Consider the following 18747-nt stretch of genomic DNA (forward strand, 5'->3'; position numbering starts at 1 on the left):
ATTCACCATGAGGGGCCAGACGTACACACTACAGGAATCACGGAGACGTTATGCGACAGTCTGATCCGTATCTCTCATTTCGCGGCATCGGGAAAACGTTCCCCGGTGTTAACGCGCTGACCGATATCAGTTTCGACTGCTATGCCGGCCAGGTTCATGCCCTGATGGGTGAAAACGGCGCGGGGAAATCCACGCTGTTGAAAATCCTCAGCGGCAACTATTCCCCTACGACCGGCACACTGGCCATTCGTGGCGAAGAGGTGGCTTTTGCTGATACCACGGCGGCGCTTAATGCCGGGGTGGCCATTATCTATCAGGAACTGCACCTGATCCCTGAGATGACCGTGGCCGAGAACATCTATTTAGGACAGCTCCCGCACAAAAGCGGCGTGGTTAATCGTTCGCTACTTAATTATGAAGCAGGGCTGCAGCTTAAACATCTTGGGCTGGACGTCGATCCTCAGACGCCGCTGAAATACCTCTCCATCGGCCAGTGGCAGATGGTTGAAATTGCCAAGGCTCTGGCGCGTAACGCCAGAATTATTGCCTTTGACGAACCCACCAGTTCGCTTTCCGCACGTGAAATCGAAAACCTGTTCCGCGTGATCCGGGAGTTGCGCCAGGAAGGCCGCACGATTTTGTATGTTTCGCACCGTATGGAAGAGATATTTGCCCTGAGCGACGCCATCACCGTGTTTAAAGATGGCCGCTATGTGCGCACCTTTAGCGATATGGCGCAGGTGAACCATGACCAGCTTGTCCAGGCGATGGTCGGACGCGATCTGGGGGACATTTACCACTGGAAACCACGTGAGTACGGCCCTGAACGCCTGCGACTGGATAATGTAAAAGCGCCGGGAGTACGCATGCCGGTTTCGTTATCGGTACGCAGCGGTGAAATCGTCGGGCTGTTCGGCCTGGTGGGCGCAGGGCGTAGCGAGTTAATGAAAGGGTTGTTCGGCGGCACGCGCATTACCGAAGGCGTGGTGTCTATTGACGGCGCAGCGGTGGATATTCAGAAGCCCGCCCACGCGATTAAGGCAGGCATGATGCTCTGCCCGGAAGATCGCAAAGCGGAGGGGATTATTCCGGTGCATTCGGTGCGTGACAACATCAATATCTCCGCCCGTCGCAAATTTATTCGCGCAGGATGCCTGATCAACGATAGCTGGGAATCGAGCAATGCCGATCACCACATTCGTTCACTCAATATCAAAACGCCGGGACCGGAACAGCTGATCATGAATCTTTCCGGGGGCAACCAGCAGAAGGCCATTCTGGGCCGCTGGCTGTCGGAGGATATGAAGGTCATTTTACTGGACGAACCGACGCGCGGTATCGATGTGGGGGCAAAACACGAGATTTATAACGTGATCTATGAACTGGCAAAACGCGGCGTGGCGGTGCTTTTCGCCTCCAGCGATCTGCCTGAAGTGCTTGGCGTCGCCGATCGCATTGTCGTCATGCGTGAAGGTGAAATTGCCGGTGAATTGCTTCATGAACAGGCGAATGAACAACAGGCGTTGAATCTCGCCATGCCTAAAGTCAGCCAGGCTGTCGCCTGAGTAAGGAGTTAATGATGTCCTCTGTTACTACATCCGGAGCGCCAAAGTCGGCGTTCAGTTTTGGCCGAATCTGGGATCAGTACGGCATGCTGGTGGTCTTTGCCGCCCTGTTTGTCGCCTGTGCGATCTTCGTTCCTAATTTTGCCACCTTTATTAATATGAAAGGGCTGGGGCTGGCCATTTCCATGTCCGGCATGGTGGCCTGCGGTATGCTGTTCTGTCTGGCCTCGGGCGATTTTGACCTGTCGGTGGCCTCGGTTATTGCCTGTGCCGGTGTCACCACGGCTGTGGTAATCAACATGACGGAGAGCCTGTGGATTGGCGTGCTGGCGGGTCTGTTACTGGGCGTGCTCAGCGGTCTGGTGAACGGCTTTGTCATTGCTCGTCTGAAGATTAACGCCCTGATCACAACGCTTGCGACCATGCAAATTGTGCGTGGTCTTGCCTATATCATCTCTGACGGTAAAGCGGTGGGGATTGAAGACGAGCGCTTCTTTACCCTCGGTTACGCTAACTGGCTGGGGCTGCCAGCGCCAATCTGGCTGACCGTGGCCTGTCTTATCCTGTTCGGGTTCCTGCTCAACCGGACCACGTTTGGCCGTAATACCCTGGCTATCGGGGGCAATGAAGAAGCCGCACGTCTGGCCGGTGTGCCGGTGGTGCGTACCAAGATTATTATCTTTGTTCTTTCCGGGCTGGTCTCTGCAGCCGCAGGGATTATTCTGGCGTCGCGAATGACCAGTGGCCAGCCAATGACCTCTATCGGTTATGAGCTGATCGTCATTTCAGCCTGTGTTTTGGGGGGCGTTTCCCTGAAAGGCGGCATCGGAAAAATCTCATATGTGGTGGCCGGTATCCTGATCCTGGGGACGGTAGAGAACGCCATGAACCTGCTCAATATTTCGCCGTTCTCTCAGTACGTCGTTCGTGGCCTGATCCTGCTGGCAGCGGTGATATTCGACCGTTACAAGCAAAAAGCGAAGCGTACCGTCTAAGGTTTTTCCTATCTTTATATTGCTCAACTAATAACCTTAGCTGACCCCCGAACCGCCTCGCCAGTTTTGCTGGCGGGGCGGTTGTCAAATGGCGAGCGACGTCACACTGTCTATACTTACATGGCTATGAAAGAGGTAAAGGCGTTTACCTCTCGTAAACCGTAAGGAGGAATAGGGTGGCTGACTTGTTAACTGCACCGCCTGTACTGCCCGGACACTATGCTTTCTTTTTTGATCTCGACGGTACGCTCGCCGAGATAAAGCCGCATCCTGACCTGGTGGCGATCCCCGCCACGGTTCTTCAGAAGTTGCATCAGCTCTCGCAGATGACTGAGGGAGCAGTGGCATTGATATCAGGGCGCTCGATGGCCGAACTGGACCAGCTTGCCAGGCCTTACCGCTTTCCGCTGGCCGGTGTACACGGAGCGGAGCGCCGCGACATCCATGATCAAACGCATATCGTTTCACTCCCCGACGCATTAATCCAGGCGCTACAGGTACAACTCTCGTCTGCGCTGGCAGAACTGCCCGGTACGGAGCTTGAAGCCAAAGGGATGGCCTTTGCCCTGCATTATCGCCAGGCGCCGCAGCACGAAGCGGCTGTGCTTGCGCTTGCGACCGCTATAGCAAATGCACATCCGGAGCTGGCGCTGCAGCCGGGTAAATGCGTGGTGGAGCTTAAACCTAAAGGGATCAATAAAGGCGCGGCGATTGCGGCGTTTATGGCGACACCGCCTTTTAACGGCAGGACGCCCGTTTTTATTGGGGATGACCTGACCGACGAGGCAGGGTTTCGTGTGGTGAATCAGGCCGGAGGGATCGCCATCAAGGTCGGGCCTGGTGAGACTGTCGCCGAATGGCGTCTGGCGGATGTCGCCAGCGTCTGGCAGTGGATATCTGACATCGCTAACCAGCAACAACAACAAATAGCGCAAAACAAAGGGGGAAACCATTATGGGTCGCTTAGTCGTCGTCTCTAACCGAATTGCACCGCCTGATGATAAAAAATCCAGTGCAGGTGGCCTGGCGGTTGGGGTATTAGGTGCCTTAAAAGCCGCCGGTGGGCTGTGGTTTGGCTGGAATGGTGAAATCAGTGAAGAACAGAAACCGCTCAAGAAAGTGACGCGCGGAAATATTACATGGGCGTCGTTTGCGTTAAACGAAAAAGATTATGACGAGTATTACTCGCAGTTCTCCAATGCTGTGCTGTGGCCAGCGTTTCACTATCGTCTGGATCTGGTCAAATTCCAGCGCGAGTCCTTTGAAGGCTACACGCGGGTGAATTCGCTGCTGGCGGATAAACTGCTGCCTTTAATCGAGGAAGACGATATTTTATGGATCCACGATTATCACCTGCTGCCCTTCGCCAGAGAGTTGCGTAAAAGGGGAGTGAATAACCGGATTGGTTTTTTCCTGCATATTCCGTTCCCGACGCCGGAAATCTTTACCGCGCTGCCGCCGCATGAAGAGTTGCTGGATGCGCTGTGTGACTACGATCTGCTGGGCTTCCAGACCGAGAATGATCGACTTGCGTTCCTTGATTCTGTGTCCGGCAAAACGCGAGTGGTGACCAAAGGGGGGAAAACCCATACGGCCTGGGGCAAGACATTCCACACTGAAGTGTATCCCATCGGTATTGAACCTGAAGAGATTGCCGAGCAGGCTTCCGGTCCGCTGCCGCCCAAACTGGCGCAGCTTAAGAATGAACTCAAGCACGTGAAGAATATCTTCTCGGTGGAACGTCTTGATTATTCCAAAGGGCTGCCGGAACGTTTCCTGGCGTATGAAACGCTGCTGGAAAAGTACCCGCAGCATCACGGTAAAATCCGCTATACGCAGATAGCGCCCACCTCGCGCGGTGAAGTGCAGGCTTATCAGGATATTCGTCACCAGCTGGAGACGGAAGCAGGGCGCATTAATGGCCGCTACGGTCAGTTGGGCTGGACGCCACTCTTTTATCTCAATCAACACTTTGACCGTAAGATCCTGATGAAAGTGTTCCGCTATGCGGATGTCGGGCTGGTTACGCCATTGCGGGACGGGATGAACCTGGTCGCGAAAGAGTACGTCGCCGCCCAGGACCCCGCCGATCCGGGTGTGCTGGTGCTTTCCCAGTTTGCCGGGGCCGCCAATGAATTGACGTCTGCGCTTATCGTCAACCCTTACGATCGTGACGACGTGGCGAATGCCCTCAACCGTGCGCTGACGATGCCGCTCACGGAGCGTATTTCCCGCCATGCCGAGATGATGGAAACGATCCGTAAGAACGATATTAACCACTGGCAGGCGCGTTTTATTCGCGATCTTCGTGATATTGCGCCGCAGAGTAATGAAGGCCATCTGCAAAAAAAGATCGCGACATTCCCTAAACTCGCCTGATTTTCCTCTGGGGGTTTAACGACCCCCAAGAGGCACTAACAACACATCCACCTGGCTTGACGCCACAATCGATTTCGCCGCACAGGCTGCGCGAGAAAAAAAGCTGTGGTTATGATTCCCGCATATTACTAAATCAATATTCTGCTTACTGCACATGCTGAGAATATGCGCATTAAGCTCCCCTGTCGCAATAATGGTGTCATATATAGGATATTGCGCCTTTTCTACCAGCTCTCGCATAAATTGCTGCGTTTCTTCCTGTAAGACCTCACGAATATCTTCCAGCATGGGGGCAGCCAGTTGATTATACATCTCAGGCTCGGCCGCGAGGGTGATCAGGCTGATACGGGCATTATGCGGTCTGGCAATGGAAACCGCCCGGGCGATGAGTTCATGGCTTTCGGGCGAAACCGCAACAGAAACAAGAAGATGGGAGTAACTCATAACGCACTCCTTAGGTGTCTGAAAGACAGCGTCTTAGTCACCATTACCGCGATTTCACCGGATCTGCAAGAGGTGAATACGACATAAGTGTGAAGCTAATCATAATTATTCATTAATTATTCTTATAAGAAGAATAACGGGAAAACGTGCCTAAATGAAAAAAATTAACCACTTAACCTGAATCACACTTTTTTACGTTTCCGGTGTTAAATCGTTTTAACGCGTTATAAACACATTTCTAATGATTACCATGTGAAACAATTGTTATAGGCGTTTTGCATAACTACATGTTTTTTATAGATAATGAAAATGTGACCTTACGATGGATTCGCTGTGACGCGCATCTGGTCGCTGATACGTTTCGAACAGCACATGTCATGCCACTTCTGCTCATACTCCTGCATGAGTATTCGCCCATAAAGAATAGAAAACAGTGTTGATCGTTCAAAAAACAACCAATTTACAAGTCATACTGATGGATTTATGGGAGATATTCACTTAAATTGTGTGACGTAGATCACATTTTTTTTAAATTTGGGGGTGGCTGCATTGTATGTGTCAAAACTGACGAGTAGAGTTTGCGTCGAATTAGGAAAAATCTTAGTTATTTGTAAGAAATGATAAAACGTGTAAGAGACGTAACCGCGTTTCAGCTGTTGCGCGTTTCAATGAATACAAACCTAAATTCGACTATGCATTTAGCCTTTTCTTTTTTATACCGGGTGATTTCCCGGCGACATCACGGGGTGCGGTCTTTCCGCATAAAAATAATAGTTGGTTATTCGGGATGGGAACAATGCATACATCCGAGTTGCTAAAACATATCTATGACATCAATTTGTCGTATTTACTGCTCGCGCAGCGTTTGATTAGTCAGGACAAGGCGTCCGCGATGTTTCGTCTGGGTATTAATGAAGAAATGGCAACCATGCTGGGTGGGTTAACCCTTCCTCAAATGGTTAAACTGGCGGAAACAAACCAACTGGTTTGCCAGTTCCGTTTTGACAATCCTCAGACTATCACGCGTCTGACGCAGGATTCCCGTGTTGACGATCTTCAACAGATCCATACCGGTATTCTTCTTTCCACTCGCTTGCTTACCGAAATCAGCCAGCCTGATGACGCAGCCCGTAAGAAAAGGGCCTAGCAATGAGCGAGAAAAGCATTGTTCAGGAAGCGCGTGACATACAGTTAGCAATGGAGCTGATTACGCTCGGTGCTCGTTTACAAATGCTGGAAAGCGAGACTCAGCTGAGTCGTGGTCGCCTCATCAAATTGTATAAAGAGTTACGTGGTAGTCCCCCGCCGAAAGGAATGCTGCCGTTTTCAACGGACTGGTTTATGACCTGGGAACAGAACATTCATGCCTCCATGTTCTGTAATGCCTGGCAGTATCTTCTCAAAACCGGTTTGTGTAGCGGCGTTGATGCCGTGATCAAAGCGTATAAACTTTACCTTGAACAATGCCCTCAGCAGGACGAGGGTCCCTTGCTGGCGCTCACCCGCGCATGGACGCTGGTGCGTTTTGTTGAAAGCGGAATGCTTGAGCTGTCGCGCTGTAACTGCTGCGATGGCAATTTTATTACCCATGCGCATCAGCCTGCAGGCAGCTTCGCCTGTAGTTTATGCCAGCCTCCATCCCGAGCAGTAAAAAGACGTAAACTTTCCCGGGAAGCTGCCGATATTATTCCACAACTGCTGGATGAACAGATCGAACAAGCTGTTTAACCCGAACGTGTGGGCAAGATTCCAGCAGCGGTAAGCAATTACCGCTGCTTTTTTTTACCCCGCAAACGGTAAACGCTGCGAGCTGAACATCCTTGCCATAGTCACTAGCGGAAGGATGATGTCGTGCTTATCTTATTAGGTTACCTGGTAGTTCTCGGTACAGTTTTCGGCGGTTACATGATGACCGGCGGGCACCTTGGAGCACTCTATCAACCGGCTGAACTTATTATCATCGGCGGCGCAGGGGTAGGGGCTTTTATCGTTGGTAATAACGGTAAATCGATCAAGGGCACGCTGAAAGCTATTCCACTGCTGTTCCGTCGCTCTAAATACACCAAAAGCATGTATATGGATCTGCTTGCGCTGCTCTATCGTCTGATGGCGAAGTCGCGTCAGCAGGGCATGTTCTCGCTTGAGCGGGATATTGAAAACCCGAAAGAGAGCGAAATTTTTGCCAGCTACCCGCGCATTCTCGCTGACGCAATGATGCTGGATTTCATCGTCGATTACCTGCGACTGATCATCAGCGGCAACATGAACACCTTCGAAATCGAAGCGCTGATGGACGAAGAGATTGAAACGCATGAAAGCGAATCCGAAGTGCCGGCAAACAGCCTGGCGCTGGTGGGCGATTCCCTCCCTGCGTTCGGTATCGTCGCGGCGGTGATGGGCGTGGTACACGCGCTGGCCTCGGCGGATCGTCCTGCGGCAGAGCTGGGCGCGCTGATTGCGCATGCGATGGTGGGCACCTTCCTCGGTATTTTGCTGGCGTATGGTTTTATCTCTCCGCTGGCCAGCGTTCTGCGTCAGAAAAGCGCGGAAACGACCAAAATGATGCAGTGCGTGAAGATCACGCTGCTCTCTAACCTTAACGGTTATGCGCCACCTATCGCAGTTGAATTCGGCCGTAAAACGCTTTATTCCAGCGAGCGCCCGTCGTTTATCGAGCTTGAAGAACACGTGCGCGCGGTGAAAAACCCAAACCAACAGACGACAACTGAGGACGCATGAAAAATCAGTCCCATCCGATCGTCATCGTAAAAAAACGCAAGCACAAGGGGCATGGGCACGGCGCGCATGGCTCCTGGAAAATCGCGTACGCCGATTTTATGACCGCAATGATGGCATTCTTTCTGGTGATGTGGCTCATCTCCATCTCCAGCCCGAAAGAGTTGATCCAGATTGCCGAGTATTTCCGAACGCCGCTGGCGACCGCCGTGACCGGTGGACAGCGAATCTCTAACAGCGACAGCCCGATCCCTGGCGGTGGCGATGATTACACCCAGCAGAAGGGTGAGGTGAAGAAAGAGCCGAACATCGACGAGCTGAAAAAACGCATGGAGCAAGCGCGCCTGAAGAAACTGCGCGGCGATCTCGATCAGCTGATTGAGGCGGATCCTAAACTGCGTGCCCTGCGACCACACCTGAAGATCGATCTGGTGCAGGAAGGTTTACGTATACAGATTATTGATAGCCAGAACCGCCCGATGTTCAAAACGGGCAGCGCGGAAGTTGAGCCATACATGCGCGACATTTTGCGCGGCATTGCGCCAGTGCTGAACGGTATTCCTAACCGTATCAGCCTGTCTGGACACACGGATGACTTCCCGTACGCCACGGGTGAGAAGGGATACAGCAACTGGGAGCTTTCTGCCGATCGTGCCAACGCCTCGCGTCGCGAGCTGGTGGCAGGTGGGCTTGATGATGGCAAGGTACTGCGCGTGGTCGGCATGGCATCAACCATGCGTGTCACTGACCGCGGGCCGGATGACGCCATCAACCGTCGTATCAGTCTTTTAGTGCTGAACCAGCAGGCGGAGCAGGCCATCCTGCACGAAAACGCCGAAAGTCAGAATGAGTCACTGGACGATTTAAAACAGCCTGGGGCCGTTCCTTCGGCTGCCGTTCCAACATCGCCACCAGCCAATCCGAGGTGATAGCGTGAGCATGGATATTAGCGATTTTTACCAGACATTCTTTGATGAAGCCGACGAATTGTTGGCCGATATGGAGCAACACTTGCTGGATTTGGTGCCTGAAGCACCGGACTCCGAGCAGCTCAATGCCATCTTCCGTGCGGCGCACTCGATTAAAGGCGGAGCCGGAACGTTTGGATTTACCATCCTGCAGGAAACGACCCATTTAATGGAAAACCTGCTGGATGAAGCACGACGCGGTGAGATGCAGCTCAATACCGACATTATCAACCTGTTTTTGGAAACCAAAGATATTATGCAGGAACAGCTCGACGCCTATAAAAGCTCGGCAGAGCCTGATGCCGCCAGCTTTGAATACATCTGCAATGCGCTGCGCCAGCTCGCGCTGGAAGCCAAAGGTGACGCAGCCGCAGCTGTTGTTCCGGCAGCCAAACTGAGCGTTGTCGATGCCGTTACCGCACAAGAGGCGGCCCCGGCCGCCGCTGCGAGTAAAGTGCGCGTGGTGCTGTCTCGCCTCAAAGAGAACGAAGTTGACCTTCTTGAAGAAGAGCTGAGTAACCTGGCGAAATTAAGCAACGTGGTGAAAGGCAAAGACAGCCTGAGTGCGACGCTGGAAGAGGGGATTAGCCAGGACGATATCGTGGCGGTCCTGTGCTTTGTTATCGAAGCCGACCAGATCGCGTTTGAAACCGAAACGGCGGCGGTGGACGTGCCAGCGGCAGTGGAAGAGGTGGCGGTTGTTCCTCAGGCGGCCGCGCCTGCCGTTGCGCCTGCGGCGCCGGTATTGAAAGCGGTGCCAAAAGATGCTGCCGCGCCAGGCCGTGGTGAAAAACCGGCCGCGCGCTCCAGTGAATCCACCAGCATCCGCGTCGCCGTCGAGAAAGTTGACCAGCTGATTAACCTGGTGGGTGAACTGGTGATTACCCAGTCGATGCTGGCACAGCGGTCTAACGAACTGGACCCGGTGACCCACGGCGATCTGATCACCAGCATGGGGCAGTTGCAACGTAATGCCCGCGACCTGCAGGAATCGGTGATGTCCATCCGTATGATGCCGATGGAATATGTCTTCAGCCGCTTCCCGCGTCTGGTGCGTGACCTGGCCAGCAAACTGAATAAACAGATTGAACTGACGCTGATGGGCAGCTCCACCGAGCTGGATAAAAGCCTGATCGAACGCATTATCGACCCGTTAACGCACCTGGTGCGTAACAGCCTCGACCACGGTATCGAACTGCCGGAAAACCGCATTGCCGCCGGAAAATCCCCGATCGGGAATCTGATCCTCTCCGCCGAACACCAGGGCGGGAACATCTGCATCGAAGTGACCGATGACGGTGCGGGCCTGAACCGTGAGCGCATTCTGGCGAAAGCCATTTCGCAGGGAATGGCGGTCAACGAAAACATGACTGACGAAGAAGTGGGCATGCTGATCTTCGCGCCAGGCTTCTCGACCGCAGAGCAGGTGACGGACGTTTCCGGCCGCGGCGTGGGAATGGACGTGGTGAAGCGTAACATTCAGGAGATGGGCGGCCACGTTGAGATCAAGTCTAAGCAAGGTTCCGGCACCACCATTCGTATCCTGCTGCCGCTGACGCTGGCAATCCTCGACGGCATGTCGGTGAAAGTGGCGGACGAAGTCTTTATTCTGCCGCTGAACGCAGTGATGGAATCGCTGCAGCCGCGTGAAGAAGATCTGCATCCGCTGGCGGGTGGCGAGCGCGTTCTTGAAGTGCGCGGTGAGTACCTGCCGCTGGTCGAATTGTGGAAAGTGTTCGAAGTGGATGGCGCGAAAACCGAGGCCACGCAGGGGATCGTGGTGATCCTGCAAAGTGCGGGTCGCCGCTACGCGCTGCTGGTTGATCAGCTGATTGGCCAGCACCAGGTGGTCGTGAAGAACCTCGAAAGCAACTACCGCAAAGTGCCAGGTATTTCTGCCGCCACTATTCTGGGTGACGGTAGCGTGGCGCTGATCGTTGATGTGTCGGCGCTTCAGGGATTAAATCGTGAACAACGTGTGGCGTACACAGCCGCCTGATTAAGTAGAAGGTAATAACATGACCGGTATGAGTAATGTAACGAAACTGGCGGGCGAGCCATCAGGGCAGGAATTCCTGGTATTCACTTTAGGCGATGAGGAGTACGGCATCGATATCCTGAAAGTGCAGGAAATTCGTGGTTACGACCAGGTTACCCGCATCGCGAACACGCCTGCCTTTATTAAAGGTGTCACCAACCTGCGCGGCGTGATTGTGCCTATCGTTGACCTGCGCGTGAAGTTCAGCCAGGGTGACGTGGACTATAACGAGAACACCGTGGTGATTGTCCTGAATCTGGGGCAGCGCGTGGTTGGGATCGTGGTGGATGGCGTATCTGATGTGCTGTCCCTGACGTCCGATCAAATCCGTCCGGCGCCGGAGTTTGCGGTCACGCTGTCTACCGAGTATCTGACCGGGCTGGGAGCGCTGGGTGAGCGTATGCTAATTCTGGTGAATATTGAGAAGCTGCTGAACAGTGATGAGATGGCGCTGCTGGATATCGCGACGAATCACGTGGCGTAATGTTTCTCTAAACGGTTCTGTGAGGCTTTCGTGGAACCGTTTCGTTCAGTCGGGCATTTCGGTTATCTGATTCGCCCGCTGCGGTGAACGTATTAAGGGGGCTATTGCAGCCCCCTTATCTTATTCACTTACTGCAGACGTAGTATTTTCTGCTGGTCTTAAGGTGAACGAAACCATTCGGCCAACCCGTTACGCTTCCTGCTCTACCAGCTCAGTCTCCGCTTCACGCGCCCCTTCATTTTGCGACAGCATCGCAGTCGCAATACCGTTACCCAGCACGTTAATCGCTGAACGTCCCATATCCAGGAAATGATCGATCCCCATCAGCAGCAAAATACCCGCCACCGGAATATTGAAACTCGGGATGGTTGCCGCCAGCACCACCAGCGACGAACGAGGCACCCCCGCAATCCCTTTTGAAGCCAGCATCAGCGTCAGCATCAGCACGGTCACTTCGGTGAAGCTCAGGTGAATATTGTACGCCTGGGCGATAAACATCGAGGCGAAAGAGCAATACACCATAGAGCCCACCAGGTTAAAGGAGTAACCGATCGGCAGAACGAAGGAGGCGATATTGCGCGAGCAACCAAAACGCTCAAGCTGCTCCAGCGTTTTTGGATACGCCGCTTCTGAACTGCTGGTGGTAAACGCCACCAGCACCGGGTCCTTCAGCATGCTGACCAGGCGGAACACCTCTTTCTTCAGCACCATATAACCGACGGCCAGCAGCACCATGCAGGTGAGAAGGATTGCCACGTAGTAGCCGCCAATAAAGGAGGCGTAGTTCAGCAGGATGCCCAGACCCTGAGTGGCAATCACAGATGAGATGGCGGCGAAAATAGCCAGCGGGGCGACGTACATCACGTAACCCGTCACCTTCAGCATGATATGGGAGACCACATCCAGCGCGGCCACCAGCGGGGCATTGAATTTTTGCCCCAGCGACGCGCCGGCGATGCCGAAGAACATAGAGAAGACCACAATCTGCAGGATTTCATTGTTCGCCATCGCACCGGCGATACTGGTCGGAATGGTATGGGACAAGAACGCTTTCAGCGTCATCCCCCCCACAGCAAGGCCGGTGTCTACCGCCTCTTTCGGGATAGCCAGGTTCAGGCCGCTGCCCGGGCGCTCCAGCGTGACGATAAACAGTCCCACCAGAATGGAAAGCACGGATGAGCTAATAAACCACACCATCGCTTTGCCGCCCACGCGACCAATGGTGGAGGTTTCACCCAGTTTCATAATGCCCACGGTCAGCGTGCTGAAGACCAGTGGCGCAATAACCATTTTAATCAGACGCAGGAAAATATCGGTCAGCAGCGTGATGTTATCCGACCATGCTTTGATGGCATCCGCAGAGGCATACTCATGAATCGCCGCCCCTGAAAGAATACCCGCCAGCATGAATATCACGATGAAGAGTGTGAGTTTGTTTGCACTTGCCACGAAAAAAGACCCTCTATGCGCTTTGGTTGCCGTCTGCGCCGATGTATATAGATTTTTTATTACGACGCAGGAAATTATTCGGCACATAAATTGAAGTAAAGCGGAGGGAGATACAACTAGTTTTTAATTTTTATTAATTTTGTTGTTAACGCCTCGACGATATATTGTGATGCAGATCACATTTCAATGGATATATCCTCTGCGTATACGAGAAATAAGGCATTTACAAAGTATTAACATCCTGTTTTATAAATAAATATTCAGTCAATAAGCCATTAGTCTTGCCCTCCACGGCGCGGGTGGTCGAAGCGGTATCCATAAACTAAATTCTCAATAACCCCCGGAAGAGGAACGTTAAGTGGGGCTAACATCTTGAACAGCAAAAATAAAATGTGGCAAGCGAACGGAAATGTCTTCTGGAGGGTGGTAAATGAAAAGAAAACTCCTTTTGATCTGTGCAGGCACGTTGCTGACGGCGACAACAGCCCAACAGGCGCTGGCGGTGACCAGCAGCGGTACTATTGGCGCGACGTTAACCCTGACGAACGGTTGTCTGATAAACGGCTCGCCCACGCAAAATGGCATTAATTTCGGGACCCTGGATTTCGGCACCCATCCCGCAACGTTTTCCACCCTGACGACGCAGTTGACCGGTGCCAGCGGCGGTAACACGTTCACCATTCAATGTACGACCGCCAGCTATACGGTGGCGATCACGGGGAATACTAACTCCACCGCGCCGGGTACCGTCGTGGGAACGCCAGGCACGCCTGCGCGCTATCTGGTCAACACCACCAATGCTGCACAGGGTGTGGCTTACAGCCTGTATAGCGACAGCGGATTTAACAACGTCGTTGCCAACAACGCGGCACTGCCAATAGCGTCAACCGCCGGGGGCATCGACAGTTACACACTTTACGGGCGCATTACCGGGGGCGGTAACAGCGTTACGGTCGTTCCGGGCACCTACACCGACACGATTAACGTCAGCGTCACCTACTAGTTTCACGCAGCCATGAAGGCATCCATTTTGCGTCTGCGCAACAGCGCGGAGGGGATCGTGCACCCTTTGTACGCGCTGATCGTCTGCCTGATGCTGGTGCCTGCGGCGGGGGCTGTGACGTCACAGTCATTTAAGGTCAGCGCGACCATTGTGCCCGGGTGCGCGGTATCCACGGGCAGCGGAGGACTTTTCGGTACGCTCGATTTCGGTACCCACAACGGGGTGGAAAGTGCCCCGGTGAGCACCAGTTTTGTGCCTAACGGGGCCTTGTCCATCGCCTGCACGCCCGGCGTGGCGCTGAGTATGAGCATTAACGGCGGACAGAATTACTCCTCCATTCGGCGTATGAAGCGCTCAGGGGGAACGGAAGTGGTGGGATATCGCCTTTACAGCAGCAGTTCGCTGGCGGCGAACAGCGAAATTGGCGTCAATCAGGCAATACCGGTGACCTATACCAACAGTAATAACATTGCGCTGCCGCTTTTTGGCGTGGCGCTGCTGACCGGGTTTAGCCCGGCAGGAACGTATTCTGATCAGCTCACCGTGACCTTGTCATGGTGATAAAGGGAGACAGTCGATGAAGCCATTTTTCAGACACCTTTGTCTGGTGAGTTTATTGGGGGGAATGGCTGCGGCGACAGGTCAGGCGCAGGCGGCGGCAACCATTCTGTTGTGGCCCATCGATCCGTGGCTGTCAGCGGATGCCAAAGCCACTGAATTATGGATCCAGAATCAGGGGAACAGCGCAACGACAATGCAGGTCCGCATTGTGCGCTGGAAGCAGGAGGGCGGTTATGAACGCTACTCCGCACAGCAGGACGTGGTGGCCAGTCCGCCCATCGTCACCATTGGTAAAGGCAGTAAGCAGCTTATTCGTCTGATTAAGCAGGGTACGGTGCCGCTCGGCGTTGAACAGGCCTACCGCATTATTGTGGATGAAATCCCCCAGCCGGATGCCAAAGCCGAGCCGGCCATTGGCCTGAAATTGCAAATGCGCTACTCCATTCCTTTGTTCGTTTATGGGCAGGGGATCCCGACCCTCAAAGAGGGGGCGCATCATGCGCTGGTGGAGACCAAAAATCTGAGCTGGCGGGTGACGCAGGAGAAGGGACATCCTGCCCTGGAGGTCCGTAATCAGGGGGATGTGCACGTCAAACTCAGCCAGGTGGCGCTGGAGCAGGGCGGGCAGAAGCGGACGGTTGCAGACGGATTACTCGGGTATGTTCTTGCGGGTAGCACCCGCACCTGGTCAATCCCGGCCGGAATAGGTCAGCCAGACCGGCTGAGCGCGCAGATTAATGCCAGGGATACGCAATGGCAGTCGACGCCCGTCAACTGAAACCGGCGATGATGATCCTGCTCTGCGTCAGTACCAGCACCTGGGCTGAGCCCGGCGATGACAGTTTACCGCCGCCGCCGCAGGCTCAGGCGTTGAACGGCGAAGCGGTCTTTCAGCTCTCGATTGTGTTGAATCACTACGACACCGGTATGGTGGTGCCCGTGACGCAGCGCGAGGGGGCATTTTTTATTTCCAGCGCCGACCTGCTGCGGGCAGGGCTACCGCCGGAGCATGTGCCTGCCGGAGACGTGAACCTTTCTACCCTGCCGCAGGTGCGCGTAGAGTACGACAGCGCAGCGCAGCGTCTGCTGCTGGGCGTTCCGGCCGACTGGGTCGCCTCACGCGTGACCCCTTTCAGCGGACAAATGTCACAAAGTAAACCGCACTTCGGGCGTGGAGCGCTGCTTAATTACGATCTCTACACCAACCATACGGAACATGTCGGCGGACAGGCCTCGCTCTGGCATGAATTCCGCTACTTCAATGAGAACGGCTCCTTTTCTTCAACCGGCTATGCCCGGGAAAATTTCACCGGAAACGACGGTCAGCAGGAAGGGTATGTGCGCTATGACACGACGCTTCTGATGACGAACGAGGACGAGGCCACGACCTGGACCGCCGGGGATGTGATCAGTGATGCCCTGAGCTGGAGCACCAGCGTGCGCATGGGCGGGATCAGCTACGGGCGGGATTTCTCCCTGCGTCCTGACCTCGTGACCTGGCCACTGCCAGAGTTCTCGGGCGAAGCGGCGGTTCCCACCTCGGTGGATCTCTTTATCAATGGCTATCGTTCCGGCTCGACCCAGCTTCAGCCGGGACCGTTCACCCTGACCAATCTGCCCTATATCAACGGAGCAGGGGACGCGGTACTGGTCACCACCGATGCGCTGGGGCGCCAGGTGAGTACCACGCTGCCGTTTTACGTCACCAGCGAATTGCTGAAACAAGGCCTGAGCGACGGGGCGGTGACGCTCGGTAGCCTGCGGCGTAATTACGGCATCAAGAATTTTGACTACGGCCCGGCGGCGGGTAGTGGATCGTATCGCTATGGCGTTACGGACTGGTTGACGCTGGAGGGCCATGCCGAAGGGGCAGAAGCGCTGGCGCTGGGCGGGATGGGGACGGTGGTTAAATTGGGTCGGTTTGGCGTCGTGAATACCGCGTATTCTCAAAGCCGCATGCGCGGAGATAATGGCGGGCAAATCAACTGGGGCTATCAGTACAGTACCAGTGAATTTAGTGTAGCGACACAGCATACGCGGCGCGATCGCGACTTTGGCAACCTCGCCCTCTACGACCAACCGACGGTCTATGACGAAAATGACCGGCCCATCGCCAGTTTTAGTCGCAACACCGACCAGTACTCTCTCACCTTTAACCTGGGCGAATATGGCAGTCTCGGTGCTGCGTGGATCGGCGTGGAGAGCTTTGACAACCAAAAAACCGAACTGCTGAATCTCTCCTGGAGCCGCAATCTGTGGGGGGCGAGCAGTATTTATCTGGCTGCAAGCCGCGATCAGCAGCGGGGAGACTGGACGGTGGCCATGTCGCTTCAGGTGCCGCTGGGAGAGCGTGACAGTGCCGCCGTAACCTATGAAAACACGCCAGATGCCGGCAGCACGCAGCGTATCAACTACAACCACTCCATGCCTTCCGACGGTGGCTTTAGCTGGAACATGGCATGGGCCAACCAGTCGAAAGCCAATGATTATCAGCAGGGAACGCTGGGCTGGCGCAATAACAACATCGAACTTCAGGGCGGTGGTTATGGCGAAAGGGGCATGATGACCTGGTGGGGAGAGGCGATGGGCGCGATTGTGCTGATGGACGGCGAGCTGTTTGCGGCAAATAAAATCAACGATGCGTTTGTGGTGATCAGCACCGACGGTCACCCGGACGTTCCCGTCAGTTATGAGAACCAGCCGGTCGGCAAAACGAACAATAACGGCTACCTGCTGGTCAGCGGGGTATCGGCTTATTACCCGGCCAGTTATCGCATTGATACCCTGAATCTGCCCGCGGATACCCGGCTGAAAGAGACAGAGCGGCGGATCGCTATTCGCCGCCACAGCGGTTATCTGGTCGATTTCCCGATGGAGCAGGAGCGGGTGGCAAGCGTTATTCTGCATGACAAGCAGGGGCAGGCTATCCCGGTGGGAAGCCAGGTTCGACGCGCCTCGCGCAACAATGCGGTGGTGGGGTATGACGGCATCGCCTGGCTGGAAAATCTCAGCGATGTGAACCCGCTTGAGGTGATTACGCCAGACGGAAAACACTGCTCGGCCACGCTGACCGTGGGGGCCAACCCGGAACATAAGCTGCAGACATACGGACCGCTGATTTGCCGGGAGGAACGGTGAAGCGCTTACTGCTGTTGATGCTGCTGCTGTTTTCCGGCGGCGGCTGGGCGGCGTGTACCGTCAGTACGGTAAATGCGTCATTTGGTAGCGTCACCTCGTTCGCGCTCAGCGGAACCGGGGAGGTCGAAACCACCGGCAGGCTGATTGTGGCATGCGACGCTGTGCTCAATCTTCTGACCAACGACTCGGTGACGCTGAACTACACCGCCGCGTCCGTTTCAGGCAACAGCCGTGCCACCATGAAACGCACCGACAATGCGGCCATCACGGATGTGATCCCCACCCGGTTGTGCGGGTTAACGGGGTGTTCGAGCAATAGCGAAGTGCAAATCAGCAAAGCTTATACCTGGAGCGGCAACACCCTGCTGGGATTACTGGGGTCAAAACAGTACAGCATTCCGCTTTATTTCCGCACCGTTGCCGGACAAAACGTCACGGCCGGGCCCTATCAGGTGCTGCTCACCTTCAGCATCAACTACAGCGTCTGTTCCGTGGGCGTGCTGGGCCTTTGCACCCTTCCCCAGACAGGCACGGCGACCACCAGTATTCTTCTCAACATGACCGTCACCAACGACTGCAGCGCCATGACCACGCCGGACGTCAACTTCAACAGTGCGCCGCTGGTGCAAAGTTTCCCCACTGTCTCGCAGGCGATTGCCGTCACCTGTACCAAAGGAAGCACTTACACTATCGGAATTAATAATGGTGCCAACGCGCTGAATAACGTTCGCCGCATGGTGAGCGGCAGTAACTACATGAGTTACGACATTTATAAAGAAGCCACGACCAACCGCTGGGGTGGCAGCGGTACCGAGCGCTGGACCAGCGCAACCTCCTCGCAGGTCAGTACCGACGGTTTATTGCGAACCTACAACTACACTGCCAAAGTCCTTACCAGCCAGTCTACGCCGCCTGCCGGCACCTATACCGATACGCTGATCGTTGACGTTGCGTTTTAACCCCGCGCTTTTCCCTTTCTCAAATGTA

Annotated in this window: 17 protein-coding genes; 15 read left to right on the forward strand and 2 right to left on the reverse strand. The window is 54.5% G+C overall.

The features are described 5' to 3' along the window. Positions 1-50 precede the first annotated feature (50 nt). The 4 genes from araG (at position 51) to otsA (ending at position 4939) form a co-directional block, all read left to right on the forward strand. Positions 51-1565, forward strand: a complete 1515-nt coding sequence (gene araG / locus F8561_RS21520; protein ID WP_020883372.1) for an L-arabinose ABC transporter ATP-binding protein AraG — start codon at positions 51-53, stop codon at positions 1563-1565. Positions 1566-1579: 14 nt separating this feature from the next. Then, a complete protein-coding gene (gene araH, locus F8561_RS21525) occupies positions 1580-2560 on the forward strand; it encodes an arabinose ABC transporter permease AraH (protein WP_014884358.1) in 981 nt (326 codons plus the stop codon). A gap of 176 nt (positions 2561-2736) precedes the next feature. Next, a complete protein-coding gene (gene otsB, locus F8561_RS21530; RefSeq protein WP_014170681.1) occupies positions 2737-3540 on the forward strand; it encodes a trehalose-phosphatase in 804 nt (267 codons plus the stop codon). Beyond that, positions 3515-4939, forward strand: coding sequence for an alpha,alpha-trehalose-phosphate synthase (otsA, locus tag F8561_RS21535; protein ID WP_014170680.1), 1425 nt, complete (start codon positions 3515-3517; stop codon positions 4937-4939). Before otsB ends, otsA begins: the two co-directional genes overlap by 26 nt. Positions 4940-4954: 15 nt before the next feature. On the opposite strand, the gene uspC is transcribed toward otsA, so the two are convergent. Continuing rightward, positions 4955-5383 carry a universal stress protein UspC gene (gene uspC, locus F8561_RS21540; RefSeq protein ID WP_032678440.1) on the reverse strand — a complete coding sequence of 143 codons (429 nt, stop codon included), beginning with the start codon at positions 5381-5383 and terminating at the stop codon, positions 4955-4957. 796 nt (positions 5384-6179) lie between these two features. On the opposite strand from uspC, the gene flhD reads away from it, so the two are divergent. The 6 genes from flhD to cheW all read left to right on the forward strand — a co-directional run bounded on the left by flhD (position 6180) and on the right by cheW (position 11609). Beyond that, positions 6180-6530, forward strand: a complete 351-nt coding sequence (gene flhD, locus F8561_RS21545) for a flagellar transcriptional regulator FlhD (RefSeq protein ID WP_020883374.1) — start codon at positions 6180-6182, stop codon at positions 6528-6530. A 2-nt stretch (positions 6531-6532) separates the two neighbouring features. Continuing rightward, positions 6533-7111, forward strand: coding sequence for a flagellar transcriptional regulator FlhC (gene flhC, locus F8561_RS21550; RefSeq protein ID WP_014170677.1), 579 nt, complete (start codon positions 6533-6535; stop codon positions 7109-7111). A 123-nt stretch (positions 7112-7234) separates the two neighbouring features. Beyond that, positions 7235-8122 carry a flagellar motor stator protein MotA gene (gene motA / locus F8561_RS21555; RefSeq protein WP_008500417.1) on the forward strand — a complete coding sequence of 296 codons (888 nt, stop codon included), beginning with the start codon at positions 7235-7237 and terminating at the stop codon, positions 8120-8122. Continuing rightward, a complete protein-coding gene (gene motB, locus F8561_RS21560) occupies positions 8119-9048 on the forward strand; it encodes a flagellar motor protein MotB (protein WP_014170676.1) in 930 nt (309 codons plus the stop codon). Before motA ends, motB begins: the two co-directional genes overlap by 4 nt. Before the next feature lie 4 nt (positions 9049-9052). Further along, positions 9053-11086 carry a chemotaxis protein CheA gene (gene cheA / locus F8561_RS21565; RefSeq protein WP_151887926.1) on the forward strand — a complete coding sequence of 678 codons (2034 nt, stop codon included), beginning with the start codon at positions 9053-9055 and terminating at the stop codon, positions 11084-11086. Positions 11087-11105: 19 nt separating this feature from the next. Next, a complete protein-coding gene (cheW, locus tag F8561_RS21570) occupies positions 11106-11609 on the forward strand; it encodes a chemotaxis protein CheW (protein WP_020883376.1) in 504 nt (167 codons plus the stop codon). A 189-nt stretch (positions 11610-11798) separates the two neighbouring features. On the opposite strand, the gene F8561_RS21575 is transcribed toward cheW, so the two are convergent. Continuing rightward, positions 11799-13058: a dicarboxylate/amino acid:cation symporter gene (locus F8561_RS21575; RefSeq protein WP_025203835.1), complete on the reverse strand. Its 1260-nt coding sequence runs from the start codon at positions 13056-13058 to the stop codon at positions 11799-11801. A gap of 430 nt (positions 13059-13488) precedes the next feature. Here F8561_RS21575 and F8561_RS21580 point away from each other — a divergent pair, with 430 nt between their 5' ends. From F8561_RS21580 to F8561_RS21600, 5 genes are read left to right on the forward strand one after another with little or no spacing between them, the layout of a single operon-like run. After that, a complete protein-coding gene (locus F8561_RS21580) occupies positions 13489-14061 on the forward strand; it encodes a spore coat protein U domain-containing protein (protein ID WP_020883378.1) in 573 nt (190 codons plus the stop codon). A 12-nt stretch (positions 14062-14073) separates the two neighbouring features. Further along, a complete protein-coding gene (locus F8561_RS21585; protein WP_151887927.1) occupies positions 14074-14622 on the forward strand; it encodes a spore coat U domain-containing protein in 549 nt (182 codons plus the stop codon). Between the two features lie 16 nt (positions 14623-14638). Continuing rightward, positions 14639-15400: a molecular chaperone gene (locus F8561_RS21590; protein WP_014170669.1), complete on the forward strand. Its 762-nt coding sequence runs from the start codon at positions 14639-14641 to the stop codon at positions 15398-15400. Continuing rightward, positions 15376-17760, forward strand: coding sequence for a fimbria/pilus outer membrane usher protein (locus tag F8561_RS21595; protein WP_121339419.1), 2385 nt, complete (start codon positions 15376-15378; stop codon positions 17758-17760). The genes F8561_RS21590 and F8561_RS21595 overlap by 25 nt, the downstream gene beginning before the upstream one ends. Further along, positions 17757-18719: a spore coat protein U domain-containing protein gene (locus tag F8561_RS21600; protein ID WP_086463548.1), complete on the forward strand. Its 963-nt coding sequence runs from the start codon at positions 17757-17759 to the stop codon at positions 18717-18719. The genes F8561_RS21595 and F8561_RS21600 overlap by 4 nt, the downstream gene beginning before the upstream one ends. The last annotated feature ends 28 nt before the right edge of the window (positions 18720-18747 follow it).

This window comes from Enterobacter sp. 198, from assembly GCF_009025585.1.
GTDB classification, from domain to species: domain Bacteria; phylum Pseudomonadota; class Gammaproteobacteria; order Enterobacterales; family Enterobacteriaceae; genus Enterobacter; species Enterobacter ludwigii.

Bases quoted from the DNA above. Each gene is read 5' to 3' on its own strand.
- araG (WP_020883372.1), top strand. From the start codon at position 51: ATGCGACAGTCTGATCCGTATCTCTCATTTCGCGGCATCGGGAAAACG.
- araH (WP_014884358.1), top strand. From the start codon at position 1,580: ATGTCCTCTGTTACTACATCCGGAGCGCCAAAGTCGGCGTTCAGTTTT.
- otsA (WP_014170680.1), top strand. From the start codon at position 3,515: ATGGGTCGCTTAGTCGTCGTCTCTAACCGAATTGCACCGCCTGATGAT.
- uspC (WP_032678440.1), bottom strand. From the start codon at position 5,383: ATGAGTTACTCCCATCTTCTTGTTTCTGTTGCGGTTTCGCCCGAAAGC.
- flhD (WP_020883374.1), top strand. From the start codon at position 6,180: ATGCATACATCCGAGTTGCTAAAACATATCTATGACATCAATTTGTCG.
- flhC (WP_014170677.1), top strand. From the start codon at position 6,533: ATGAGCGAGAAAAGCATTGTTCAGGAAGCGCGTGACATACAGTTAGCA.
- motB (WP_014170676.1), top strand. From the start codon at position 8,119: ATGAAAAATCAGTCCCATCCGATCGTCATCGTAAAAAAACGCAAGCAC.
- cheW (WP_020883376.1), top strand. From the start codon at position 11,106: ATGACCGGTATGAGTAATGTAACGAAACTGGCGGGCGAGCCATCAGGG.
- F8561_RS21580 (WP_020883378.1), top strand. From the start codon at position 13,489: ATGAAAAGAAAACTCCTTTTGATCTGTGCAGGCACGTTGCTGACGGCG.
- F8561_RS21585 (WP_151887927.1), top strand. From the start codon at position 14,074: ATGAAGGCATCCATTTTGCGTCTGCGCAACAGCGCGGAGGGGATCGTG.
- F8561_RS21590 (WP_014170669.1), top strand. From the start codon at position 14,639: ATGAAGCCATTTTTCAGACACCTTTGTCTGGTGAGTTTATTGGGGGGA.
- F8561_RS21595 (WP_121339419.1), top strand. From the start codon at position 15,376: ATGGCAGTCGACGCCCGTCAACTGAAACCGGCGATGATGATCCTGCTC.